The sequence below is a fragment of the uncultured Jatrophihabitans sp. genome, from assembly GCF_964244045.1.
Taxonomy (GTDB): domain Bacteria; phylum Actinomycetota; class Actinomycetes; order Mycobacteriales; family Jatrophihabitantaceae; genus Jatrophihabitans.
Map to the genome: position 1 here is coordinate 96,272 of NZ_CAXTHK010000001.1, position 24,746 is coordinate 121,017.

At 69.6% G+C, this 24,746-nt stretch carries 20 protein-coding genes; 11 read left to right on the plus strand and 9 right to left on the minus strand.

Annotated features, from left to right (window positions below; all coding sequences use genetic code 11):
- Both ACFFC4_RS00550 and hrpA read right to left on the minus strand, forming a co-directional pair.
- Window positions 1-423, minus strand: a complete 423-nt coding sequence (locus ACFFC4_RS00550; protein ID WP_375496698.1) for a YciI family protein — start codon at window positions 421-423, stop codon at window positions 1-3.
- Window positions 424-598: 175 nt separating this feature from the next.
- Complete coding sequence (gene hrpA, locus ACFFC4_RS00555) at window positions 599-4,540, minus strand: ATP-dependent RNA helicase HrpA (RefSeq protein WP_375496700.1); 3,942 nt, start codon at window positions 4,538-4,540, stop codon at window positions 599-601.
- Window positions 4,541-4,583: 43 nt separating this feature from the next.
- On the opposite strand from hrpA, the gene ACFFC4_RS00560 reads away from it, so the two are divergent.
- Window positions 4,584-4,895, plus strand: coding sequence for a hypothetical protein (locus tag ACFFC4_RS00560; protein ID WP_375496702.1), 312 nt, complete (start codon window positions 4,584-4,586; stop codon window positions 4,893-4,895).
- A gap of 56 nt (window positions 4,896-4,951) precedes the next feature.
- A complete protein-coding gene (locus ACFFC4_RS00565; protein WP_375496704.1) occupies window positions 4,952-5,116 on the plus strand; it encodes a hypothetical protein in 165 nt (54 codons plus the stop codon).
- Between the two features lie 9 nt (window positions 5,117-5,125).
- Here the strand turns inward: ACFFC4_RS00565 and ACFFC4_RS00570 are convergent, their stop codons facing one another.
- The 4 genes from ACFFC4_RS00570 to ACFFC4_RS00585 form a co-directional block, all read right to left on the minus strand.
- Complete coding sequence (locus ACFFC4_RS00570; RefSeq protein WP_375496706.1) at window positions 5,126-5,791, minus strand: alpha/beta fold hydrolase; 666 nt, start codon at window positions 5,789-5,791, stop codon at window positions 5,126-5,128.
- Window positions 5,792-5,813: 22 nt separating this feature from the next.
- The gene (locus ACFFC4_RS00575; RefSeq protein ID WP_375496708.1) at window positions 5,814-7,307 is read right to left on the minus strand and encodes a sulfatase; all 1,494 of its coding nucleotides are present in this window, start codon (window positions 7,305-7,307) and stop codon (window positions 5,814-5,816) included.
- 77 nt (window positions 7,308-7,384) lie between these two features.
- A complete protein-coding gene (locus ACFFC4_RS00580) occupies window positions 7,385-8,629 on the minus strand; it encodes a cytochrome P450 (protein WP_375497156.1) in 1,245 nt (414 codons plus the stop codon).
- Window positions 8,630-8,773: 144 nt separating this feature from the next.
- Window positions 8,774-9,730 carry a GGDEF domain-containing protein gene (locus ACFFC4_RS00585; protein WP_375496710.1) on the minus strand — a complete coding sequence of 319 codons (957 nt, stop codon included), beginning with the start codon at window positions 9,728-9,730 and terminating at the stop codon, window positions 8,774-8,776.
- 179 nt (window positions 9,731-9,909) lie between these two features.
- On the opposite strand from ACFFC4_RS00585, the gene ACFFC4_RS00590 reads away from it, so the two are divergent.
- The 4 genes from ACFFC4_RS00590 to ACFFC4_RS00605 all read left to right on the plus strand — a co-directional run bounded on the left by ACFFC4_RS00590 (window position 9,910) and on the right by ACFFC4_RS00605 (window position 14,369).
- The gene (locus tag ACFFC4_RS00590; protein WP_375496712.1) at window positions 9,910-10,605 is read left to right on the plus strand and encodes a hypothetical protein; all 696 of its coding nucleotides are present in this window, start codon (window positions 9,910-9,912) and stop codon (window positions 10,603-10,605) included.
- 229 nt (window positions 10,606-10,834) lie between these two features.
- Window positions 10,835-12,391, plus strand: coding sequence for a DNA polymerase Y family protein (locus tag ACFFC4_RS00595; RefSeq protein WP_375496714.1), 1,557 nt, complete (start codon window positions 10,835-10,837; stop codon window positions 12,389-12,391).
- Window positions 12,392-12,516: 125 nt separating this feature from the next.
- Window positions 12,517-13,083: a hypothetical protein gene (locus ACFFC4_RS00600; RefSeq protein ID WP_375496716.1), complete on the plus strand. Its 567-nt coding sequence runs from the start codon at window positions 12,517-12,519 to the stop codon at window positions 13,081-13,083.
- A 29-nt stretch (window positions 13,084-13,112) separates the two neighbouring features.
- Window positions 13,113-14,369 carry a lactate 2-monooxygenase gene (locus tag ACFFC4_RS00605; protein WP_375496718.1) on the plus strand — a complete coding sequence of 419 codons (1,257 nt, stop codon included), beginning with the start codon at window positions 13,113-13,115 and terminating at the stop codon, window positions 14,367-14,369.
- A 7-nt stretch (window positions 14,370-14,376) separates the two neighbouring features.
- Here the strand turns inward: ACFFC4_RS00605 and ACFFC4_RS00610 are convergent, their stop codons facing one another.
- The gene (locus ACFFC4_RS00610; protein ID WP_375496720.1) at window positions 14,377-14,829 is read right to left on the minus strand and encodes a flavodoxin family protein; all 453 of its coding nucleotides are present in this window, start codon (window positions 14,827-14,829) and stop codon (window positions 14,377-14,379) included.
- Window positions 14,830-15,504: 675 nt separating this feature from the next.
- Here ACFFC4_RS00610 and ACFFC4_RS00615 point away from each other — a divergent pair.
- The 4 genes from ACFFC4_RS00615 (at window position 15,505) to ACFFC4_RS00630 (ending at window position 22,814) form a co-directional block, all read left to right on the plus strand.
- Window positions 15,505-18,963 (plus strand): error-prone DNA polymerase, encoded by a 3,459-nt coding sequence (locus tag ACFFC4_RS00615; protein WP_375496722.1) that lies wholly within the window; start codon window positions 15,505-15,507, stop codon window positions 18,961-18,963.
- A gap of 91 nt (window positions 18,964-19,054) precedes the next feature.
- Window positions 19,055-20,023, plus strand: a complete 969-nt coding sequence (locus ACFFC4_RS00620) for a radical SAM protein (RefSeq protein ID WP_375496724.1) — start codon at window positions 19,055-19,057, stop codon at window positions 20,021-20,023.
- 64 nt (window positions 20,024-20,087) lie between these two features.
- Window positions 20,088-20,537 carry a CBS domain-containing protein gene (locus ACFFC4_RS00625; RefSeq protein WP_375496726.1) on the plus strand — a complete coding sequence of 150 codons (450 nt, stop codon included), beginning with the start codon at window positions 20,088-20,090 and terminating at the stop codon, window positions 20,535-20,537.
- Window positions 20,538-20,642: 105 nt separating this feature from the next.
- A complete protein-coding gene (locus ACFFC4_RS00630) occupies window positions 20,643-22,814 on the plus strand; it encodes a putative bifunctional diguanylate cyclase/phosphodiesterase (protein WP_375496728.1) in 2,172 nt (723 codons plus the stop codon).
- A gap of 70 nt (window positions 22,815-22,884) precedes the next feature.
- On the opposite strand, the gene ACFFC4_RS00635 is transcribed toward ACFFC4_RS00630, so the two are convergent.
- Entirely contained in the window at window positions 22,885-23,121 is a 237-nt protein-coding gene (locus ACFFC4_RS00635; protein WP_375496730.1) for a hypothetical protein, read from the minus strand.
- A complete protein-coding gene (gene flgN / locus ACFFC4_RS00640; RefSeq protein ID WP_375496732.1) occupies window positions 23,118-23,591 on the minus strand; it encodes a flagellar export chaperone FlgN in 474 nt (157 codons plus the stop codon). The genes ACFFC4_RS00635 and flgN overlap by 4 nt, the downstream gene beginning before the upstream one ends.
- A 230-nt stretch (window positions 23,592-23,821) precedes the next feature.
- Between flgN and ACFFC4_RS00645 the strand changes: the two genes are divergently transcribed.
- Window positions 23,822-24,700, plus strand: coding sequence for a sigma-70 family RNA polymerase sigma factor (locus ACFFC4_RS00645; protein ID WP_375496734.1), 879 nt, complete (start codon window positions 23,822-23,824; stop codon window positions 24,698-24,700).
- The last annotated feature ends 46 nt before the right edge of the window (window positions 24,701-24,746 follow it).

The following is a 24,746-nucleotide window of genomic DNA, read 5'->3' on the forward strand; positions in this document are numbered from 1 at the left end:
TCAGTCGGCGGACTGCGTCTCGATGGCCTTGCGCATGGCCTCCTCGCGACTCTGCAGTTCGGGAGTGAACTCGTCCCCGAAGTCCTCGACCTCGAAGACAGGCCGCACCTCGACCTCACCGTCGACGAACGGCACCCGGCTCGCCCACTCGAGCGCCTCGTCCATCGTCGACACCTGCCAGAGCCAGAAACCGGAGACAAGCTCCTTGGTCTCGGCGAAGGGGCCGTCCACCACGGTCGCCTTGCTGTCCGCGAAGCGCACCCGCTTGCCGCGGCGGCTCGGCGTGAGGCCGTCGGCGGCCAGCAGGATGCCCGCCTCGACCAGCTCGCTGTTGAAGTGGCCCATGGCGTTGAGCTCGTCCGTGGTGGGCATCCGGCCGGCTTCGCTGTCCTCGGTTCCCTTGACGATCACCATTACGCGCATTGGAATCTCCTTCGTCGGAGCGGACCCCCGATGGGTCCTACACCGGTGCGTCGAACGGGACTGCGCCGATTCGACAGGCTGTGAGAATTTTTATCAACTCGTCCGCCTCCCATAACTGATCAACAGCGCTGAAACGTCGTCGCACGACGTTTCAGCGCTGTTGATCACCGGGGGGTTAGGCGGTGACGGCGTCGATCGCTCGGTAGATCCGCTTCTCACTTACTGGCCGCGGGGTGCCGAGTTGTTGGGCCCAGAGGCTGACGCGCAGCTCCTCGATGAGCCAGGCGATGTCGCGGACGTCCGCGCCGGCGGCCCGGGTGGCCGGGAGCGCGCGGACCAGCTCGTCGTAGGCGTCGCGGACGGCGTGCACGCGGGCCATCCGCCCGCGGTCGGTGTCGACGTCGCGGGGCAACAGCTCGAGGCGCCGGGCGACGGCGGTGAGATAGCGGGTGAGGTCGCGCAGCCGCCCCGTGCCGGTCCGTGCGACGAAGCCCGTCGGCAAGAGCCGGCGGAACTGCTCCCGCACGTCTTCGACCGCGTCGAGCTGGGTGCGCGGCGGTTCGGCCGGCAACGCAAGCCGGACGTCATGGGCGGCGGCCAGTACCTGCTCGACGTCGCGGACCACAGCGGTCGTGCGGCTGACCAGCTGCTGCGCGACGTCGGCCCGAACGAGGTCGAAGTCGGCTCGCGTCCACACCGGCTCGGGCAGCAGTGCGTCGACCGCGGCATCGGCGCAGTCGTCGAGCAGGGCGGCGAGCGAGCCGTCGGGGTTGCTGCCCAGCACGAGCCGGGCCCTGGTTCCGATCGTCCGCTCGACAGTCTTGACCGGCGACGGGACCGCCAACCGCAGCAGCCGGCGTAGCCCGAGCTGCATGGCCGCGCGCTGCTCGACGGTGGCGGCGAAGACTCGCACGCCCGCGGTCGGGCCGGCATCCACGAGGGCTGGGTAACCGCGCACGATGTGCTCACCGCTGCGCCGCTCGACCAGCTGCGGCAGCTCGTCCAGATCGGCGGGCCAGACAGTCAACCCGTCGCGTTCCAGCTCGCCGGCGACCGCGTTCGCCACCGCGGCGCGGACGGGTCCAGCGAGCTGCTCCTGCAACGTCGGCAGGTCCTTGCCGCGCGCCACCACCTCACCGGCGGGTCCTTCGACGACGTAGGACATCCGCAGGTGGGAGGGCAACTTGTCGGCGTCGAAGGCGTCGAGCGGGACGAGCACGCCGGTCCGCCGCTGTAGCTCACGCTGCAGCCCGACGAGCAGCGGCTCCTGGCCTGGTTGCAGGTCGGCGAGCACCGCGCGGGCGGTGTCGGGTACCGGCACGAAGTTGCGGCGCAGGTCCTTGGGCAGCGAGCGGATCAGCGCTGTGACGAGTTCCTCGCGAAGTGCCGGGACCTGCCAAGCGAACTCGTCGCCGCCCAGGCGCGCCAGGACGTCCATCGGGATGTGCACGGTGACGCCGTCGTCCTCGGCGCCGGGCTCGAAGCGGTAGGAGACGGGCAGCGCCAGGTCGCCGGCCTGCCAGACGTCGGGCCCGACCGCGTCGGCCTCGTCCGTCCGCAGCAGTTCGTCGCGGGTGAAGGTCAGCAGCCCGGGCGTGACGTGCCGCTGCGTCTTCCACCACGCGTCGAAGTGCCGCTGCGACACGACGTCGGCCGGCACGCGGGCGTCGAAGAAGGCGAACAGGTCGTCCTCACCGATGAGCAGGTCGCGACGGCGGGCGCGTTCCTCGATCTCCTCCAGCTCGGCGCGCAGCGCCGTGTTGTCGCGGACGAAATGGTGCTTGGTCTGCCAGTCGCCCTCGACGAGCGCGTGCCGCAGGAAGAGTTCGCGCGACTCCTCCGGATCGACGGTCGAGTACCCCACCCGGCGCCGTGGCACGAGAGGCAGTCCGTAGAGCGTCACCCGCTCGAAGGCCATCGCCGCGCCGCGCTTGGCGTCCCAGTGCGGCTCGCTGTAGGTGCGTTGGACGAGGTCGCCGGCCACCCGCTCGACGATCTCGGGCTCGATCCGCGCCGCGATCCGGCCGAACAGCCGGCTCGTCTCGACGAGGTCGGCAACCACGATCCAGCGCGGCGGGCGTTTGGTCAGCGTCGAGCCGGGAGCGAGCACGAAGCGGGTGTTGCGGGCGCCGGTATATTCGCGGTTGTCACCCTCGCGCAGCCCGACGTGGCTCAGCAACCCGGCGAGCAGCGCGGCGTGCACGCGCGTCGGGTCCGCCGGCTCATCGCCCTCGACGATGTCCCCCTCCACAATGTTCAAGCCGCGGGCGATCGTGCGCAGCTGGCCGACGAGGTCCTGCCACTCACGGATGCGCAGGTAGTGCAGGAACTCGTCGCGGCACATCCGGCGGAACTGGTTGCCGGACAGGTCACGACGCTGCTCGCGCAGGTGGTTCCACAGGTTCAGGAACCCGACGAAGTCGGAGTGCTCGTCGGCAAACCGGGAATGTGACTGGCGGGCTGCGTCTTCCCGGTCAGCGGGCCGCTCGCGGGGATCGGGGATCGACAGCGCGGCGGCGAGGACCAGCACCTCGCGCACGCAACCCTCGGTCTCTGCGGCCAGGATCATCCGGCCGATACGTGGGTCGACGGGCAGCTGGGCCAGCCGTCGCCCGACGTCGGTCAGTGCGCCCGCGGCGTCGAAGGCCCCGAGCTCCTGCAGCAGCGCCACCCCGTCGCGGATGCTGCGCCGGTCGGGCGGGTCGAGGAACGGGAAGTCTGCGATGTCACCGAGCTGCAGCGCGGCCATCTGCAGGATGACGCTGGCCAGGTTCGTCCGCAGGATCTCGGGCTCGGTGTAGCGCGGGCGAGCGTCGAAATCGTCCTTGCTGTACAGCCGGATGGCGATGCCGTCGGCGACCCGCCCGCACCTGCCGGCGCGCTGCGCGGCGGAGGCCTGCGAGATCGGCTCGATGGGCAGCCGCTGCACCTTGGTGCGCCGGCTGTAGCGCGAGATGCGCGCCGTGCCGGGATCGACGACGTAGCGGATGCCCGGCACGGTCAGCGAGGTCTCGGCGACGTTGGTCGCGAGCACGACCCGACGTCCGGTGTGGGACTGGAAGACCTTCTGCTGCTCAGCCGTGGACAGCCGCGCGTAGAGCGGCAACACCTCGACATTCTCGCTCCGCAAGCGTCGCTCGTCGGTGTTGCGGAGGTCGGCCAGCGCGTCGGCGGTGTCGCGGATCTCGCGCTCGCCGGACAGGAACACCAGCACGTCGCCGGGCGCCTCGTGCTCGAGCTCGCGGACGGCGTCGACGATGGCCTCGGTCGGGTCACGCGTCACCGTTCGGATGACATCGTGGTCGGGGTCGTCCGCATCGTCCTCGTCGTCCGCGGGCACCACCTGTTCCAGCGGCCGGTAGCGGATCTCCACGGGGTACGTGCGTCCGGACACCTCGACGATCGGGGCACCGTTGAAGTGCGCTGCGAAACGCTCGGGTTCGATGGTCGCCGAGGTGACGACGATCTTGAGATCCGGACGTCGCGGCAACAACTGGCGCAGGTAGCCGAGCAGGAAGTCGATGTTCAGGCTGCTCTCGTGCGCCTCGTCGATGATCAAGGTGTCGTAGCGCAGCAGCAGCCGGTCGCGCTGCATCTCGGCCAGCAGGATGCCGTCCGTCATCAGCTTGACGAGGGTGCGGTCGCTGGCCTGGTCGGTGAAGCGGACGGTGTAGCCGACGGCGTCACCGAGGTCGGTGTGCAATTCGTCGGCGATGCGCTGGCCGACCGTCCGCGCGGCCAGGCGCCGCGGCTGGGTATGCCCGATCGTGCCGCGCACGCCGCGGCCCAACTCGAGGCAGATCTTGGGCAGCTGGGTCGTCTTGCCCGAGCCGGTCTCGCCGGCGACGATCACGACCTGGTTGTCGCGGATCGCGGCCGCGATGTCGTCGCGCCGAGCGCTGACCGGCAGGTCGGGGTAGCTGATGATCGGGACGGCTGCCTCGCGGGTCGCCACCAGCGCCTCGCCACGGGCGATGTCTGCGGCGATCCGCGTCAGCTGGACGTCGCGGTTGCGCGCCCGACGAGCCTGCTCGAGGCGACGGCGCAGGCGGTGCTCATCGCGGAGGGTGAGCCCGTCCAGGCGCGCCCGCAGCTCAGCGGCGGAGGGGGCGGACACTCGTTCCAGGGTAGGCGGACGCCGCAGCGGGTAGTGACGTCGCATGAGTTCACCCGGCAACACCACTTCCCCGTCTGACGAGCAGCAGCCCGGCGATCCGCACGAGGGCATCAACGCCTACGAGAACGCCGACGCCCGCGCGTTCGAGGAGAACCAGAGCTCGCCGCTGGCCCGCGCGAGTGGCGGCGAGGGCATGCCACCTGCCGATGCACCGAAGGCGGGCGAGGCACCTGAGCTCAGCGGGACCGGAGCCGGTGACCCGCTGGCCGGCGTGCGCATCGACGAGCAGGACGCCGAGAACGCCGTCGCCGGCGACGAGGGTCCCGAACACCCAGGAGTTCGCCGCAATACCTGAAAAACGGATTGCCGCTCTCATCGTCCTCGACGGTTGGTGGGCCTAGCGTCGCGAGCATGACCGTCCACCAGTGCCCGAAGTGCGTGCTGCGTTACGTGAACAAGACCGAGCTCGACGACCACTGTCGAACTGATCACCCCGAGTTCCGCCACGATTACCCGGTGCGGCGGCCGCTCACCCCAGCACCCGCCCCGTCGTCACCGAGCGCGCCCCGCGCCTGAGTGGGGTCCTCAACCCGCGGTGTCGAGCAGCACCGCTGCCAAGCCCGCGGCATTCGCCAGAGCCAGCAGGTGACCGCCGGGCACGACGCGCGGCTCGAGCCCGAGACGCTCGCGTGCGACCCGGACCTGGAGGTCAGCCGGGAAGAACCGGTCGTCGCGGCCCACGACGACGTGCGTCGGCACGTCCGGCCATGCGGTGAAGGTGCACGGTTGACCGAAGGGCGTGTCCGCCGGTTCTCGAGACGGCGCGAGGCGGGGCAGGACGTCGGCCGGGACGTCGTGCAGGAATGACCATTCCGCATCGAAGTCCGGACCGCGGCCGGCTGCCTGCTCGATCTCGCGTCGCGCCTGGGACGCGCCGGTGGCGGCGAACCACTCCCCCGGCGTTTCACCGGGCACCGGGATCATGGCGTTGACGAAGATCAGCGCTCGCAGGTCGACGGGGACCATCGGTGCCGTGAACCCGCCCATGGACTGCGCCACCAAGACGACCTCGCGACGCCCGTCAGCGGCGTTGGACACGATCGTCGCGTACTCGGGCAGCCCGAGCGCAGGGTTGTCCTCGGCGATGTCCACCGCAATGGCCTCGTGGCCACCGGTCGTCAGCCGCGGGACGAGCTCGGACCAGTAGGTCGCGTCACCTCCGGCACCTGGAACGAGCAGGAACGCAACCATGGTCGTCAGTGCATCGCACCGGTCAGCGCGCCGCCACCTGACACGCCACTGAACCCCGACAGGTGGCCATTGCGCGGAGCTGGGCGTGCAGGCCGGCCAGTACCTCGGGCGGCGCCGTCCCGGCGAGGTTGTTCAGCTCGAAGGGGTCCTGGGTCAGGTCGTAGTACTCCCGCTCACCGTCCTGGTACTCGACATACAGGGCGGATGACGTCCGCAGCGCCTCGTAGGTAGGCGGGTTGCCGTACCGCACGGTCTGCATATCCGGATCGTATTTATCGAAATCGGGTCCGTGATGCTCGATCAGCACGCCGCGTTGCCAGTCCACCGGCGGCGACTCGCCGTGCCAGAGGCCGGCCAGGCTGACACCGTCGGGGCCACCGGCCGGTTCGACACCGGCCAGATCGGCGAACGTCGGTGCCAGGTCGATGCTGGACGTCATCGCGCTGACCGTCCGGCCCGCCGGCACCCCGGGACCGGCCACGATCAGCGGCACCTTGACGTCGGTGTCGAACGCGGTCTGCTTGCCGGGCAGCAGCCGGTACTGGCCCATGTGGTAGCCGTTGTCGGAACTGAAAACGAAGTAGGTGTTGTCAGCCAGCCCGTCGCTGCGCAGCTGCTGCTCGAGGTTGCCGACCGTGCGGTCGACCTGCTGCACGGCCTGCGCCCGCTTGCGGAACTCCGCATCGATACGGGCGTTGTCGCGCGCGTCCAGGGGCGGTAACCGGCGCAACCACTTCGGTGAGTTGAGAGGGACGCGGTCGTAGTTGGCCCCACGCGGGGCTCGTAACCCGGGGAAGGCTTGCGCGTCCTGCGGGGCAGGCGTCGCCGGGATGTGCGGGGCGAACGTCGCCAGCTCGAGCAGGAAGGGACGCCGGGTGCTGCTGATGATGTCGTCGGCACGCCGGCCGAGCACCGTGGTCAGGTAGTTAGACGGTTGCGAGCCGTATCTCACCTGCACGCCGTCCTGATCGAGCGTGTAGTTGAACTCGGAGTAGCCCTCGCTGCCGGCGACGTCCCACTCCGTCCAGCCGGCGGGCTGGTCCTGCTCGGGTTGGTAGCCGTTCAGGTACTTGCCGAGCAGCGCGGTCTGGTAGCCCCCACGTTGCAGGGCCAACGCGAAGGTTCGCCGACCGTCACCGTTGCGATCAAACGCTCGCACGCCGCCGTCCGGCACGTGGTTGGTGTACACGCCGGTGTTGTGCGGGTACTCGCCGGTGAAGATCGACGATCGCGACGGGCAGCACAGCGAGTCGATCACGAAGTAGTTCGAGAACGACGTCCCCCGCTGGATGAGCTGCTGCACGTTCGGCATGTACGGCAACAGGTCCGAGGACAGGTCGTCGGTGAGGACGAGGACGAAATTCGGCCGTGTCTCGGAACCGGACGGCGCGGCGCTCTGCCGGGCGGCAACGTTGTCGGTTGTCCTGGTCGGTGACGACAGGGACGTGCACCCGCCCACCACCGCAAGCAGCAGAGCCACCGCGACCACGAGCCGAGCCGTCCCCCTCCGTCGCACGCCGGAGATACTGCCTGGTTCCTGCTGAGCGATCACCAGCCAGGGTCAGCTCGGCTGCTAGATGCCCCGAGCGTCACTCAGTCGACGCGGACCGGCAACGACTCCAGGCCGTAGACCATCGAGAGTTCGCGGTAGGGCAGGGCCTCGGGATCGCCGTCGAGACGCAGGTTCGGGAACCGGCGCAGCAGGGCCGGGTAGGCCAGCCGCAGCTCGAGCCGGGCGAGCTCAGCGCCGACGCAGCGATGCAGCCCGTGCCCGAAGGCGAGGTGCGAGATCGGCGGACGGTCGAGCAGCACGGTGTCCATCTGCGGGCCACTGCGAGCATCGCGGTTGGCGCCGCTGAGCGAACAGACGACGACGTCGCCGGCGAAGATCTCCTTGCCACCCAGGGTGATGTCGGTACGAGCGAATCGGGGGAACCCGGCCTGCACCACGCTGAGCAGGCGCAGCGCCTCCTCGACGAACGGCTCGACCGCAGCATCGTCGTCACGGACCCGTGCGGCCAGCGCGGGGTCGCGAAGCAGCACCACCGAGCCGAGCGCCAGCATGCTGACCGTTGTTTCGAGCCCGCCGGTCAGCACACCGTCGGCCAGGCCGGCGAGCTCGACGTCGTCGATGGAATCGCCGTACTCGGAAAGGATCGCGCCGATCAGGCCCGGCCCCGGGTTGCGGCGCTGGCGGGCCACGGTCTTGCGCAGCAGGCCGATGGCTTCCTGGATGTAGTCCAGCGAAGCCGCGCCCTCGTTGAAGTCGAAGCGGACGGTGCTGAGCCGTTGGAACTCGGCCTGATCGTCGTCCTCGACGCCGAGCAGTTCCATGATCACCCGGGACGGGATGGGCAGGGCGAAGTGTTCCTGCAGGTCGACGACGCCGTCCCGGGCGGCCGCCTCGGCGACGCCGGCCAGCGCCTCTTCGATGATCTCGCGTACCCGCGGCTCCTGACGGGCCAGGGCGCGGGTCGTGAAGTGCGGCGTCAGCATGTGCCGCAACCGGGTGTGCGCCGGTGGGTCGGCGAACCCGAGGCCGCCCGGATCCTGATCGGCCGCGATGCCGACCTTGCCGACCATGTGGCTGAAGTCGTTGCTGAAGGTCTGCGGGTCGGCGGCGAGCACGCGACGCGACTCCTCGTACCCGGTCACGATCCAACCGCGCAGGCCGAAGGGCATCTTCAACCTGCTGACGGGCGCCCGTTCACGCAGGGCGGCGAGATCCGGCACCGGGTCCAGGCCGACCCGGCGCAGGGGCATCTTCGCCTCGTCGGGGAAGCGCGCGAGCAGCGACGTCGGATCGTCACCTCCGCCACCAGGCAGACGCAGCAGCATCCCGAGCAACCAGCGGCGGGCGCGGCTGGCTGCTTTGGCGCCGAGTGTTCGTAGCGACTGCACGTCTGGTTCCTCCGATTGTTGGTGGCCCCATGCTAGGGAAGCTGCACCGTCTGGTCGGAGAGCGGGACTAGACGTGCCGCGTCAGCCGGCCTCTGCCAGGGCACGACGGGTGCGCTTGACCCGGTACATGTCCTGGTCGGCGAGGCACGCGGCCCGGCCGCTGAGCCCGTCGAAGGTCACCGGCGCCCAGCCGAGCGACATCGCTATGCCGGCCCGACCGAGGGCATCCGACAACCGCTCCACGAGCTTCGGGGCGAGCGCGATCTGGCAGTCCTGCAACACGATCCCGAACTCGTCGCCGCCGATGCGGGCGACGACGTCGCCGTCCCGAAGGTTCGAGTGGATCTCCTGGGCGGCCCGGCGCAGCAGTTCGTCGCCGGCCGCATGACCCCCGGGCCCGTCGTTCACCTGCTTGAGATTGTCCAGGTCGGCGATGACGACGACGGTCGGATCTGCATAGCTGGGGTATTCGTCGTCGAGGCTCTGCAGCAGGTCGTCCCATCCGCGGCGGTTGAGCACCCCGGTCAACGGATCAGTGGTGGCCTGGGTGAGCACAACGGCAGCATTGCTTTCGAGTGTGCAACGAAGCCGGTCAGCGGCCAGCACCATGCTGAGCATCGCGGACAGCAGCGACATCATCGGCTCGTGGTGCGCGAGTTCGGGCCGGGTGTTGGAGTTGACCCCGCAGATTGTCCCGAACAGCGAGCCGTCGGCATCGACGATGGGGGCGCCGACATACGCCCCGATCTCCATGTGCATTTTGTTCGCAATATCGGCGTACGTGGCTACCTGGGCGACGTCCGGTGCCACCCTGGGGGCCTCACCGGCCACCATGTGGACGCAGAACGTGTCGTACCAGGCGTGGGAGTCGCCCTGTGCGATCTCGAACTCGTCGCCGTTCAGGTAGAGGTGGGTCTGCTGATCGTTTGCTACCCGGTTCACGGACCAGAACCCCATTGGGACGTGCTCGCTGAGAAACTCAAGCACGAGGTTGGCGGCCTCCCGGAAGGTGCCGTCCTGCGCCACTGGCACAATCATGCGTCCGGCTCGCTGGACGCACAGCTCGGCACACGGAGGGTCACTTTCGTTGTATCGGACGGCTCCGGCGAATCCTGAGCAGCCCGCGCTAGGGTGGAGATGCACGTTGCCGCAAGCCGACACGCCGAAAGTACTCGCTTTCTCTTGACGGATTAGAACGCCTGTTCGAGGATGAGGCCATGCTCGACGTGGCCATCCGCAAGGCCGACGGCACAAGTGCCGTCGATTGGTCGCACGTCGGCGTCCGCACCGCTCCTCCGCTCCCGGTGGCTCCGGCGCTGCGCACGGTCCTGCCCGACGGGCTGCGCCGCGGCAGCACGGTCAGCGTCAGCGGCTCGCTCTCGCTGCTGCTTGCGGTGCTGGGTGCCGCCTCGGCCGACGGCGCCTGGTGCGCGCTCGTGGGGTTCGGGCCGATCAGCGCCGAGGCCGCGCGTGAGTACGGCGTGGAGTTGCGGCGGCTCGCGCTCGTCCCGACCCCCGGCGAGGGGTGGACGACTGCCGTCGGCGCCCTGCTCGACGCGGTCGACATCGTGGCTGCCCGCCCGCCGTCCGGGCGGCGCGGGTTGGCGCCCGGAGACGTGCGCCGCCTCGCCGCCCGCGCGCGCAGCAAGGACGCCGTGCTCATGCCCTACACCGACTCCTGGTCGGGCGCGGACGTCCGGCTCGTCGCCCGCGAGGGAGTGTGGACGGGGCTCGGCGCAGGTGGTCCAGGCAGTGCAGGTAGCGGCCGGCTGCGCGCTCGGCGCGTGCACGTCGAAGCCGCCGGCCGCGGAACCGCCGCCCGCCCCCGCTCCGCCGGCCTCTGGCTCCCCACCGAAGGCGGCGGCGTCGACACCGCCCTCCCCCTAGCCCCCGTCATAGACCTCGCCGGATGAATCGCGATGACGCAACCACCGTCTGCAAACCACCGGCACAGGTATGAAGCCCCACGCACCACGCGATGAGCGCTCGCGCGAAGAGCCGAGCCGCCGCGCGAGCGCAGCGAGCTTGCGGTCCGAGCGAAGCGAGGAAGCGGCCGGCCGATCGGCCCCGAGCGAATCGAGGGGTCCAGGAGGCCGGACGCCCCCGGCGAGAATAATTTGCGTCTGGGCCCCCGACTGGCCGGTGACTGCAGCCCGGGTCGACGCCGGGTTGGGCGAGGACGTGCCGATCGCGGTCGTCACGGCGAACCGCGTCGTGGCCTGCTCGCATGCTGCACGCGAGCACGGGGTGCAGCGCGGGTTGAAGCGGCGCGAGGCGCAGTCACGCTGCCCCGAACTCACGGTGCTGGGCCGCGACGAGGCGATCGAGGCCCGCACCTTCGAGCCGGTGGTCGCCGCGCTCGAAGCCATCGCGCCGGGCGTCGAGATCACCCGCCCGGGGCTCGCGGCCATCGGCGTCCGTGGCCCCACGCGCTACTTCGGCGGCGAGACCGGCGTCCTGCACGCCCTGTCGCGCGGGGTGCACGACATTGCGGCATTGCAAATCGGCGGCCAGCGTGGCGACGTACTCATCGGCATCGCAGACGGCTCGTTCGCCGCCGAGCAAGCCGCGCGCCGTGGCGTGATCGTCGAGCCCGGCGGTTCACCGGACTTTCTGGCGGAGCTGCCGGTCGAGACGCTCGACCCGGCCGGGACGTCGACACTCGTCGACCTGCTCACGCGTCTCGGCATCCGCACCCTGGGCGCGTTCGCCGCCCTGCCACCACGCGACGTGCTGGCCCGTTTCGGTCCCGACGGCGCCTGGGCGCACCGGCAGGCGGGCGGGGTGGATGAGCGGCCGGTGTCGGGGCGGCGCCCGCCGGTCGAGTTCACCGTCACCCTCGACCTCGAGCCGGCCGTCGACCGCGTCGACACCGTCGCCTTCTCCGCCCGTGGGGTCGCCGAGCAGTTCGTCCTCGACCTCGCCGCGCACGGGCTGGCCTGCACCTGCCTCGAACTGCAGGCGCTGAGCGAGAACGGCGAGGAGACGGTGCGGCGCTGGCGGCACTCGGGGGTGCTCACCGCCGTGGACGTCCTGGACCGGGTGCGCTGGCAGTTGGAGGGCTGGCTGTCGGGCCGCGCGGCGCCGCGGGGAGCTTGCGACCCGCGTATGTCACCTAGTGGCGGGGTGAGCCGGCTACGGCTCGTCCCGATCGAGACCGTGCCCACCGGCGCGCATCAACGCGCGCTGTGGGGTGGTGCCGGGGATGACGACGAGCGCGCAGCCCGGGCGCTGTCGCGGGTGCAGACGCTGCTCGGACACGGCTCGGTGCTCATGCCGGTGCTGGAAGGTGGCCGCGACCCGGGGCAACGCACCCGGCTGGTGTCGTGGGGCGACGAGCCGCTGCCGCTGCGCTCGCCCGAGCAGCCGTGGCCGGGGCAGCTGCCGGCGCCCGCGCCGTCGGTGCTGCTCGACCCGCCGCAGCCGGCGCAGGTGCTCGACGCCGACCGGCGGCCGGTTGTGGTCACCGACCGCGGCGCCGTCCCCGCCCCGCCGGCGTTGTTCGCAATGGGCGGCGAGACGCCGACCGCCATCGCGTCCTGGGCCGGTCCCTGGCCGGTCGACGAGCGGTGGTGGAGTCCCGAGTCCGCCCGTCGCGCGGTGCGTTGCCAGGTGGTCGACGTCCGCGGCCGGGCGTTCCTCGTCAGCGGCATCATGACCCCACAACCGCACTGGCAGGTCGATGCCATCTACGACTGAGCGACCCGGGATGAGCCCGCTACGAACACCTATGTGGTGTTCTGCAGGTGTATTACGCCGCGAACACCTGCACTTTCGTACCTCGGCGCTCGCGGGTCCCGACCACTCGGCCCTACGATCTCGACGTGGCTGCCCACATGTTCGACCTGCCCGGGGTGCCACCCTTTCCGGTCTTCGGTCTCGGACCGCAGTTCACCGGTTACCGCTGGCTCGTCATGTGGAACGACCGCACCGAGCTCTACACCGTGTCGCTCGGGCACGATCATCCGAAGCAGGGCTCTTGGGTGACGGTGTCCACGGTTCTCAAGTCACCGAAACGCGTCGTCGACGGCTTCGGGCCTCGAGGGCCGACCGGTTACGACACCGCCTTGTTCGGCGCACTCCTCGACCTCGGCGCGCACACCCTGCCCTCGAGCGAGGCCGGTCGATGGAGCACCGACCAGTACAACCAGGCCGACTGGGGTTCGGTCGACGCGCAGCACCGGCCGCCGGACCTCGGCGGCGGCTGGGTCGACGGGACGACCGTCGTCGATGGCCAGACCAGGGAGTCGTCCACCCGCCACCTCCACCAGCGATGGGTGACGTTGATCGACCTGCCGACGGTCGCGATCTCGATCACCGGGCCGAGCGCCCTCGCCGACCTCGCGACGTCGATCGTCGACATGCGAGAGAGCCTCGACGCCTACGTCTGATCGTCTCAACGCGAGTTACGGTGTCGCGCATGGAATCGCCGGGCCGCCGCTACCAGAACTTGATCTACCGCGACGGGGTCACCGGCCGCCGCCCGGTCGTTTCGACGTCGGCCGCCGGGCTCGAACACCAGGCCAAGCGACACATGTCCCGACGGGCGTGGGCCTATGTCGCCGGGGGCGCCGGTTCGGAGGCCACGATGGCCGCCAACCGGGCCGCGTTCGAGCGGCAGCGGCTCGTCCCCCGCATGCTGCGCGACGTCAGCGCGCGTGACCTGACCGTCGAGCTGCTTGGCACCCGGCTGCCCGCGCCGCTGCTGCTCGCCCCGATCGGCGTGCTGTCACTTGCCCACCGCGGCGCCGACCTCGCGGTGGCGAAGGCGGTGGCCGAACGCAAGATCCCGTTCGTCTTCTCCAACCAGGCGTCGGTCGCGATGGAGGACACCGCAGCCGCGATGGCCGACGCGCCGCGCTGGTTCCAGATGTACTGGTCCACCGAGGACGAGCTCGTCGACTCCTTCCTGCACCGCGCCAAAGCCATCGACGCGCGGGCCCTCGTCGTCACCCTCGACACCACCATGCTCGGCTGGCGGCCGCGCGACCTCGACCTCGGCTCACTCCCGTTTGCCCGGGGCGAGGGCATCGCCCAGTACACGTCCGACCCGGTCTTTCGGCGGCTGATCGAGCAAGCCCCACCGGCGAGCGGGCAGCGGCCGCGCGTCACCCCGCAGACGATCCGCACCCTGATCGAGATGACCTCGCACTACCCCGGCGATTTCCGCGAGAACCTGCGTTCGCCCCTGCCCCGCGCCGCGGTCGAGACGTTCCTGCGCATCTACTCGCGCCCGTCGCTGACCTTTGACGACATCGCAACGTTGCGCAAGCGCACCGACCTGCCGGTGTTCCTCAAGGGCGTGCTGCACCCGGACGACGCGAAGCGCGCGCTGGACGTCGGCGCCACCGGCATCGTCGTCTCGACGCACGGCGGCCGGCAGGTCGACGGTTCGATCGGCTCACTCGACGCCCTGCCCGGCGTCGTCGACGCCGTCGGACCCGACGTCCCCGTCCTGCTCGACAGCGGCGTGCGCAGCGGGGCGGACGTGGCGAAAGCCGTGGCCCTCGGCGCGCGGGCGGTGCTGCTCGGGCGGCCGTACGTGTACGGCCTTGCCGTCGCCGGCGAGGCCGGGGTGGGCGCTGTGCTGGACACGATCATCGCCGAACTCGACCTGACGCTCGGTCTGTGCGGGGTCACGAGTGTGGCCGAACTGTCGCGCGACAACCTCGCCTGAGGCGCGGCTACCCGGTGAGCGTGGCAGCCACCGTCGCGGCGAGCTCCCACACCGCCTCGCGGGCCGCACGGCTCGCGCCGCCGGTAACGGTCACCGGCGCGTGCGCCGGCGTCCACCCCATGCCCTTGGTGATCGACTCGACCGCCCGGATTGCGCCGGTGGCGTCGTTGTTGCCGTGGACGTACAGGCCGTACGGCGCACCGACGCGCGCGGTGAGCGTCGGGTAGTAGACGGTGTCGAAGAAGACCTTCAGCGCCCCGGACATGTAGCCGATGTTCACGGGCGTCCCGAGCACGTACCCGTCGGCGTCGAGCACATCGGTGACGGTTGCGCCCAGCGCCGGTCGCACTCGCACCTCGACGCCCTCGATGCCGTCGGCCGCAGCGCCATCAAGGGCAGCCTGGAGCAGCTCCTGCAAGGCCGGTGACGTGGTGTGGTGGACGACGAGCAGCACCGGCATGCCACTAGCCAAGCAGAAACCGGCCCGTGCCAACCCCCGCGGATGGCACGGACCGGAGTTCCAGTGGTCCCCGAACGAGCAGGCCCCCTATCAGGTGTCACGCGGACTCCCCGGACAGCGTGAACCGATGTGCTCAGCAGATCACGCCGGCGACGTCCGGCGCGCGGTGAACGACTGTCAGGTTCTGGACTCGGCGGTTCATGCCAGTAGACACGCCCGGGCCGCGCTTCGCGCGGCGACGAGCTCCGCGTCCTGGATGGCCCACCTGTGCAGCCGCCGACCAGCTGGGTGTCAGTCGAAGTCGACCTCGTTGGACAGCACGTGCCAGCCGTGCGGGCGTAGCGAAGCGGAGCTCGGTCACCGATGGGCTTGCGCTTCACGCGGATCTCACGTAGCGTCGACCTCGGCAGTTGGTCGTCTGTCTGGGGGGACGGTGATCGCCGCGTACCAGCACCATCGGTGCGTGTCTGCAGTGGCTGGAGCTGACCCTTTCGGGGGACAGCGGTCAGCTCGCCGCGGGTAGCCTGCCGAAAACTGCATGACAGCAGCCCGCTAGTCGGGAATGCCGCCCAGAGCTGGAATCCCCCCGTTCCTCTGCTCTGAGCGGCATTTTTCGTGTCGGCAAGAATCCCCGCCAGGATGGCAGATGCCGAACTGATGTTCTAATCTCGACCCATGGGTTGGGAGAATCCGGAGATCCCGTGGCGGGAGCTCGAGCGCCGGCTGTCCGGCCGTCCAACCCCACCCGAGCCCAGCGCGCGAAGGCCATTCCCTGGACTGCACAAGAAGGGCGACGGCGGCGACTCCCCTGCCTGGTCACGCAAACGCGACGCCTACGAGCCGCCACCGCTGGAGTCTCTGCAACGAGCCGCACTTCCGCAGGTGCCGTTCGCCGAGCTGCACGCGCACTCGTCCTTCAGTTTCCTCGACGGCGCGTCCTCGCCGGAAGAACTCGTCGAGGAGGCGGTCCGGCTCGGACTCGAGTCGCTCACCCTCACCGATCACGACGGCGTCTACGGCCTGGTCCGATTCTCCGAGGCGGCCGAGAACCTGGGCCTGCCCACCGGGTTCGGCGCGGAACTGTCACTCGACGTCTCGCAGCCACCCACCAGGTCCGAGCAGCTGGTCGCGGCCCGCGTCGGGGTGCCCGATCCGCCCGGGCAACACCTGCTAGTCCTGGCCCGCGACCCCGAGGGATACGCCCGACTCTCCCGCACGATCGGGCGCGCTCACCTGCGCGGCGGCAACAAGGGCCGTCCCATCTACGACGACCTCGAGGCGCTGGGCGCCGAGGCGGGCGGCCACTGGCTGGTGCTCACCGGTTGCCGCAAGGGCTCAGTACGTCGGGCCCTCGACCGGCCGCAGTCCGACGGCGGCGGTATCGCCGCCGGCCGCCGCGCGCTCGACGAGCTCGTCGCGCACTTCGGCCGAGACAACGTCGCCGTCGAGCTCACCCACGAGCTCGATCCCCTGGCCGACGAGCGTTATGAGGTATTGGCTGCGCTGGCGCACGAGTTCGGCCTACCGCTCGTCGCCACCACCGCCGCGCACTACCACGGCCCGCCGCGCCGGCCGCTGGCCACGGCGATGGCCGCAGTCCGCGCACGCAGCAGCCTGGACGAGGTCGACGGCTGGCTGCCGGCCTGGTCGGGTCAGCACCTGCGAACGGGTGAGGAGATGGCGCAGCGCTTCGCCCGCTGGCCCGACGCCGTGACCAACGCAGCGAGGCTGGGCAAGGAGATCAGCTTCTCGCTGCAGCTCATCGCCCCCGACCTGCCGCCCTTCCCGTGCCCCGACGGCCTGGACGAGATGGGCTACCTGCGCCGGCTCACTGACGAGGGCTTCGAGACCCGGTTCGCACACACCCCGCACGCGGCCGAGGCCCGCGCCATGATCGAGCACGAGCTGGAGATCATCGAGGACCTGCACTTCCCCGGCTACTTCCTGGTCGTCTGGGACATCGCCCGCTTCTGCCGTGAGCAGGGCATCCTGTGCCAGGGCCGGGGCAGCGCGGCCAACTCCGCCGTCTGCTTCGCGCTGCAGATCACCGCCGTCGACCCCGTCTTCTACGACCTGATGTTCGAGCGCTTCCTCGCGCCCGAGCGTGGTGAGCCGCCGGACATCGACCTCGACATCGAGTCCGACCGCCGCGAGCTGGCCATCCAATACGTTTACAACCTGCACGGGCGCGAGCACGCCGCGCAGGTCGCCAACGTCATCACCTACCGCCCCAAGTCGGCAGTGCGCGACATCGCCAAGGCGCTGGGTTACTCCGCCGGCCAGCAGGATGCGTGGAGCAAGGAGATCGAGCAGGGCTATTACTGGGCCTACACGACCGATAACGGCACCCTCCCCCCGACCACGCAGACCACCGAGCAGGAGCTGGCCGACGTCCCGCCCCAGGTGGTAGCGCTTGCATCAGAACTGCAGGACGCCCCCCGGCATCTCGGCATCCACTCCGGCGGAATGGTGATGTGCGACCGGCCCGTCATCGAGGTCTGCCCCGTCGAGTGGGGACGGATGAAAGACCGCACGGTGCTCCAGTGGGACAAGGACGACTGCGCCCAGATCGGGCTGGTGAAGTTCGATCTGCTCGGGCTCGGCATGCTCTCGGCGCTGCAGTACAGCTTCGAGCTGATCGAGAAGCACCACGGCGTCACCTACGAGCTGGCGACGATCCCCAAGGAAGCACCATGCGTCTACGAGATGCTGCAGCGGGCCGACTCGGTGGGCGTGTTTCAGGTTGAGTCCCGCGCCCAGATGGCCACCCTGCCGCGTCTGAAGCCGAACTGCTTCTACGACCTGGCCTGCGAGGTCGCGCTCATCCGGCCCGGCCCCATTCAGGGCGACTCCGTCCACCCCTTCATCCGCCGCAAGAACGGCGACGAGCCGATCACCTACCCGCACCCCAAGCTCGAACCGGCGCTGAAGAGGACGTACGGCATCCCGCTGTTCCAGGAGCAGCTGATGCAGATCGCGGTCGGTGTCGCGGACTTCAGCCCGGCCGAGGCCGACAAGCTGCGCCGGGCCATGGGCTCCAAGCGCGGCAAGGACAAGATCGAGGCGATGCGCATCCGGCTCTACGACGGGATGGCCGGCAACGGCATCACCGGCGAGGTCGCCGACACGATCTACGAACGCATCCGGGCCTTCGCCGCGTTCGGCTTCGCCGAGTCGCACTCGATCTCGTTCGCGCTGCTCGTCTACGCCTCGTCCTGGCTCAAGCTTCATTACCCCGCCGCGTTCTGCGCGGCCCTGCTCAACGCCCAACCGATGGGCTTCTACTCACCGCAGTCGCTGGTGCACGACGCGAAACGGCACGGCGTCGAGGTGCGCCGACCGTCGCTGTCGAGGTCGCTGTCCGGTGCCTCGCTGGAGTCCGAGGTGCTCACCCCGTCGCAGTGCCCCTGCCTCGACGCGCCGCAGCCCGCGGTGCGTCTCGGGCTGGCGAGTGTGCGCACCATCGGCACCGACGTCGCCGACGCGATCGTCGCCGCCCGCGAGGCCGGCGGGCCGTTCACCTCGATGACCGACCTCGCCCGGCGGGTGGGGCTGAGCGCCGAGCAGGTCGAGGCGCTGGCCACGGCGGGGGCCTTCGACGCGTTCGGCACCACGCGCCGCGAGGCGCTCTGGGGCGCAGGCGCGGCAGCCACCGCACGTCCCGGCCAACTCGACCTCGCCGTCTTCGACGAGACCCCGCCGGCGCAGCTGCCGCCGATGACCGAGCCCGAGCAGCTCATCGCCGACATGTGGTCGACGCACGTCACGACCGACATCTATCCGACAGCGCTGATCCGCCCCCGTCTCGACGCGCTGGGCATCGTCACCGCCACCGGTCTGCGCGCGCTGCCCAACCGCACCCGGGTCACGATCGGCGGCGTCGTCACCCACCGGCAGCGCCCGGCCACCGCCCGCGGCGTCACCTTCCTCAACATCGAGGACGAGACGGGCATGGTCAACGTCATCGTCGAGGAGACGATCTGGCAGCGGTACCGACGCGTCGCGCGCGAGTCCGGCGGCCTGCTCATCCGCGGCATGCTCGAGAACACCGCCGACGGCGTCATCAACGTCCTGGCCGAACGTATCGAGCGGCTCCCGCTGGGCCTGCACAACACGTCTCGGGACTTTCGCTAATGGCCGGGTACGTCGCTGGCCGGACCACTCGCTTCGCTCGCGCGGCCGGCCTGCTCTTCGCGCGAGCGCTCATCGCGTTGGTGGTCACCTGATGGCTGAGTTTCGCTGGAAGACCATTGATGACGGCGGTTCGGAGCCGGCGCTGTTCGGGGTGGACGAGCTGGTGACGCCGGTGCGGGGTACGGGGCGGATGTCGGATCTGGAGTTCCTGCATGTCGCCGCGAAGCGGATCCTCAATCGCGTCCCGACCGGATCGCGGGCGCCGACGAACTGGACGATCAACGTCTACCGCGGCTGCAGTCATGCGTGCGTTTTTTGTTTTGCTCGGCCGACGCACGAATATCTAGGGTTGAACCTCGGCGAGGATTTCGACCGCAAGATCGTGGTCAAGATCAACGCGGTCGAACGGGTGCGGGCCGAGCTCGCCGACCCGCGGTGGACGAACGAGCCGGTGGCCATGGGCACGAACACCGATCCCTACCAGCGCGCCGAGGCGAAGTACCGGTTGACCCGCGGTGTCATCGAGGCGCTGGCCGAGCGTGGCACGCCGTTCTCCATCCTCACCAAGTCACCGCTGGTCACCCGCGACCTCGACCTGATCGCCGCCGCAGCTAAGACAACCGACGTGCGCGTCGACTTCTCCGTCGGCACGCTCGACCAGCGGGTTTGGCGGGCCACCGAGCCCGGCAGCCCGAACCCCCGCCTACGCATCGAAGCCATTCGCCGCCTGGCTGAGCGCGGCATCCGCACGGGCGCGCTCATCGCCCCGGTGCTGCCGGCGTTGAGTGACTCCGCGCAGCAGCTGCGCGAGGTCATCGACGCCGTGCGCAACGCCGGCGGCGAGGTGCACGGCCTCGGCCCGCTCTACCTGCGCCCCGGCACCCGCGAACACTTCCTGAGCTGGCTCGCCGACTACGACCCGGCACTGCACGCCGACTACCTGCGCCGCTACGCCGATTCCGACTACGCCCCGGAGCGGTACCTCAATCTGGTGCACGCCCGGGCCGGGCTCACCCGCCGGCACCGCGGTCGGTACGCAGCACGGTCACAGCCAGAGTGACTGGCGTCACACTCACATCTGCGAGACGCTGGACGCCCAGCAGCCGACCAGCCGAGGTGCGCCGATGAACATCTCCGATCTCCTGCGCCACAAGACGTCCGACGGCTCGACGAAGAGACCCCCCGTCGTCACCATCACCGCCGACGAGACCGTTGCCGCGTTGATCGCCGCACTGAGCCGGCACAACGTGGGCGCACTGGTGGTCGTCGACGCGGACGACAGCGTCGCCGGCATCGCGTCCGAACGCGACGTCGTGCGTCGCCTCGCCGATCATGGCGCGGAGCTGCTCGAGCGTCCGGTGTCGAGCATCATGACCACCACGGTCACGAGCTGCACCAGCGATGATGCCGTGGACGGGGTCGCCGCGACGATGACCGAGCGTCGCATCAGACACATGCCGGTGCTCGACGGCGGGCGGCTTACCGGCGTCGTGTCGATCGGCGACGTCGTGTCGAGCCAGATCAGTCAGCTGGAACACGACAGAGGCCAGCTGGAGCAGTACATCTCCAGCTGACGGGCACCCGGTGATCGTGCGTCTTCGTCGCTAAAGACGCGACGGATCCGACCGATGAAAGCGTGAGGACGGGATCCGTCCTACGTCTACTCGGAGTCGGGAACCATGACCATCGCGGACCACGAGATCCAGTCTCGCGTCGTCGCCGAACAGACCCCGTTCGGTCTCGAAGTGCGGACCGACGGCGTCGGCGCCATCGTGGTCGACACGCGTACCCGGTCCGTCACCGCGGATGCAGCTCTGCTCACCATGCTGGGGTTGCCGACGGACCAGGAAGCCCCGCCGGGCTGGCAGCTGCTCCGACGTGTTCCGCGCCCGGACCGGAGAAGACTGTGCGCCGCCGTCGCCGGTCTCACCGGCTCTCGCCGGGAACGCTTCCGGGTGGAGATCGGCGCCGAACACACCCACCGCTGGCTGGAAGCCCGCTTCGAGGTGGACCCGCTCGACGGCGCGCGCGTCACAGCGGTCGTCATCGACGTCGACGATCTCGTGACGAAGAACCTCACTCTCACCGTCGAGAACGCCGAGCTCGAGGCGTCGGACCGTTTTCATCGCGCGGTCATCGCGGCAACTCCCGACGCCATTCACGTCTACGACGTCGCGACGGGGGCTCTGTCCCGAGTGAACCAGTCAGACGAGCCCTTGTTCGACTTCAGCCCCGAGGTGGCCGCGGTGGTCTCTGGCGTAGGGGTGGAACAATTCATCCCCTACCCGGACCGCTGCCGGCTGGACGACACCCTGAACCTTGCGGCGACGCTGCCCGATCAGCAGTCGGCGTTCATCAGGCATCGGGTCGTCACCACGAGCGGGGAGACCCGTTGGGTCCGCCGACGTATCGGCGTCCTGGCCCGAGACGCCGACGGCAAGGCTGTCTCGCTGTTCATCGCAAGCCTCGAGGTCACCGACCTGATCTCCGCCGAGCAGGAGTTCAAGTACGCAGCCACACACGATGAGTCGACCGGCCTCGCCAACCGCCGCAGATTCATGACCGATATGGAAGAGGGACTACGGCGCGACAAGCAGGTCGCCTTCGCAGTGCTCGACATTGACGGGCTGCGGTCCGTCAGCGACACCCGCGGACGAGATGTCGCGGACGCCCTGCTGTCCGCCGTGGCCCGCCGGCTGCGGTCAGCGGTACGGGCCGACGATGTCGTCGCACGGCTCGGCGACACCGAGTTCGGCCTGCTTGTCACGTCCGAGCGTTGGGACACCCCGGAAGCGGTCGTCCAGGCCCCCGACACCGACACCGTGCATATCGAGCGGGTGGTCGATCGGATCGAGGAGCTGCTCGCCGAACCGTTCCACCTCGGCGACCTCCAGCTCGCGCTGACGGCGAGCGCCGGCATCTGTACGGACCGGCTCGACGGCGACGCCGAGACAATGATTAGGGCAGCCAACGCCGCCATGGACAGGGTGAGACGGTCCGGGAGCGGCGGTCGGTACACCTTCGACGACGCACTCGCGGAAGACATCCGCGCAGAAGAGAACATCGAGCAGAACCTGCGCAGAGCACTGCGTGACGACGCCCTCGAGGTGTACTACCAACCCATTGTGGCGCCACGCACCGGCCGAGTGTGCTCGGTCGAGGCCCTCATGCGCCTGCCCGACGAGTCCGGTCGGTTGTTGCCGGTCGAAGACGTCATTGCCGTGGCTGAACGCTGTGGGCTGGTGTCCCAGCTCGACGACCAGATGCTGGTCAAGGCCGGCCGGCAGGTAGCGGCGTGGCGCCGAGACCCCAGATACCGCGACCTGCAGCTCGCCCTGAACCGCAGCGCCAAGGACCTCAACCGAGCAGGTTTCCACACCCGCATCCTGCGCGCGCTCGACGAGTCCGGACTGCCCGCCGAGGCGCTGCTCATCGAGGTCACCGAAACGGTGCTCTTGCATGTCGCATCAGCGCGCATCGAGGAGATGAAGCGCCTGTGCGACAGCCAGATCCGCTTTGCGATCGACGACTTCGGGACCGGGTACGCCTCACTGAGCCAGCTCATCTCGCTGCCGATCAGCGAGATCAAGATAGATCGATCGTTCACCGCCCGGATCCTCGAGGACCCGACCTGCGCAGCGCTCGTCGCTGCGTCAATACGGATTGCTTCCGACCTCGGACTGTCCTGCGTCGTCGAGGGAGTCGAGACCGTCGAGCAGCTCGACGCGCTGCCGGACTACGGCGGCCTGCTGGTGCAGGGTTACCTCTTCAGTCGGCCGCGGCCCGCCGGGGAGAACGGCCCCAGCCTGGACACGATGATCGAGGCGCGGCTGCGCCCCCTCGCCAGCTGAGTTCGCCGTCAGGCTAAGCCGGCCCGTCAGGCTGAGTTCGGGATTCGGCAGTCAAGCAGTAGTCAAGCAGTCAGGCCAGAAAGCTGCGAAGCGACTGCGGGACGATCTCGGTGTTGACGCGGATCGCGTCCACTGCCGCGATGACGGTCATGAGAACGTCCTGACCCGTCGACCACGTCCCCAACACCCCGCCGGACAAGGCGGCACAATTGATCGGTTCGCGTTGCTCGAGCGTGGCCGCCAGCGACGTGAGCACGCTGCGCGCCGAATACACCGTCGGGAAGAGGTCGGCCTGCTCGGTCGTCATGCGCGACCGTCCGAGGATGCTGCTGGCTGAGGCCCGACGAGAGCCAGTAACAGGTCGTCGTTCACCCGCATCGTCCGATCGATCTCCTCGACCAGAGCGCTCGTCGCGGCGTGTAGGTCACGATGGATGGAGACCGTCGGCTCCCCGGCGGCAGCTGCGAGATCGAGCAACGACGACGATGCCGGGAGACGGAGTTCCTCGACCAGCTGGTCGGTGATCATTGATCGCACGACCTCGATCTCGCGCAGCGCTTCGATGTGTTCACTCACCTGCGCGGTGGCGCGGGCCAACCATCTGGTGCTGCCCGTCTCGAGCAGTCGCTGCTGAGCGCTGAGCGCGTACAGCAGGGAGTCGAGCAGCTCGCGCTCGCGCCACAGGGCGGCCGTCAGCGCCTCGACGGCAGCTGGCGTGTGCCGGAAGTCGGGCGCGATCACCTCTGCTGACGTCTCGTCGGTTCGCGTGCGCTCCACGAGCTGACCATCGGCATCTGCGAGCGGTTCCTTAGACGAGCCACCAGCTTCCTTGAACCGACGTAACTAACACGCCTTGAACATGTGTGAGATCTATGTTTAGATCACTGTGTCGCCGAACGTGGCGGCAGGCGCGCTTCGGGGGAGCGACGCCAAGCCATACAGGTGGCAGGCGAGTGCTCGCGGGCCACCACAGAGCCGATATTGCTTCCCACACCCCGGAGCCCGTTGTGACCCTCGCACTCGAACGGCCGGCCGCCGCCCCCCGCTCCAACGAAGACGAGCTCGTGCGGACCCATCTGCCGCTCGTCGGCCATCTGGTCCGCGAGATGCTGGCTCGCGTGCCGGCTCAGGTGCGTCGCGACGACCTGACCTCAGCGGGGATGCTCGGCCTGGCGGCGGCAGCACGCAGCTTCGATCCGAGCAAGGGCGCACCGTTCGCGGCCTACGCCGCGCTGCGTATCCGCGGTGCGCTCACCGACGAGCTGCGTTCGATGGACTGGGCCAGCCGCAGCGTGCGGACAAAAGCCCGGGAGGTCTCGAGCGTGCGCGCCACGCTCACCCAGACCCTGGGTCGGACCCCGTCCTCGGACGAGGTCGCCCAGACGATGGCCGTGTCACTGCGGGACCTCTCCTCCATCGCAGCCGACGTGCATCAGGCGAACATCACCAGCTTGTCGGCCCTCCCGGTCGACGACAGCGGCGACCGACTGCCCACCCATGAGGACGGCCCGGAAGCCCTCCTGCTGCGCCGTGAGCAGCTCGGGTACCTCCGAGATGCCATCGCCGAGCTCCCGGACCGACTGCGCACCGTCGTCGAGGACTACTTCTTCCGTCAGCGTCGGATGGTTGACATCGCCGCCGACCTCGGTGTCACCGAGTCACGGGTGTCGCAGATGCGCGGCGAAGCCGTTGCCTTGTTGCGCTCCGCCCTGGCCGACACCGACACCACCGCTCCGACCCAGGACACCACCTCGGCCGGCGTTCGCGGCAAAGCTGATAACCGTCGTCAGGCAGCACTGACCGATTTCGCCGCCTCCGTGCGGCGTCGCTCAAGCGTTGCCGGCCGGCTGTCGGCGACGACCCTGCTGGCCGACTACTGCGGTTGAGCCGACCAGCCCCTCGCCAGCCGTCGGACCAGCGTCTTCGCCCCTA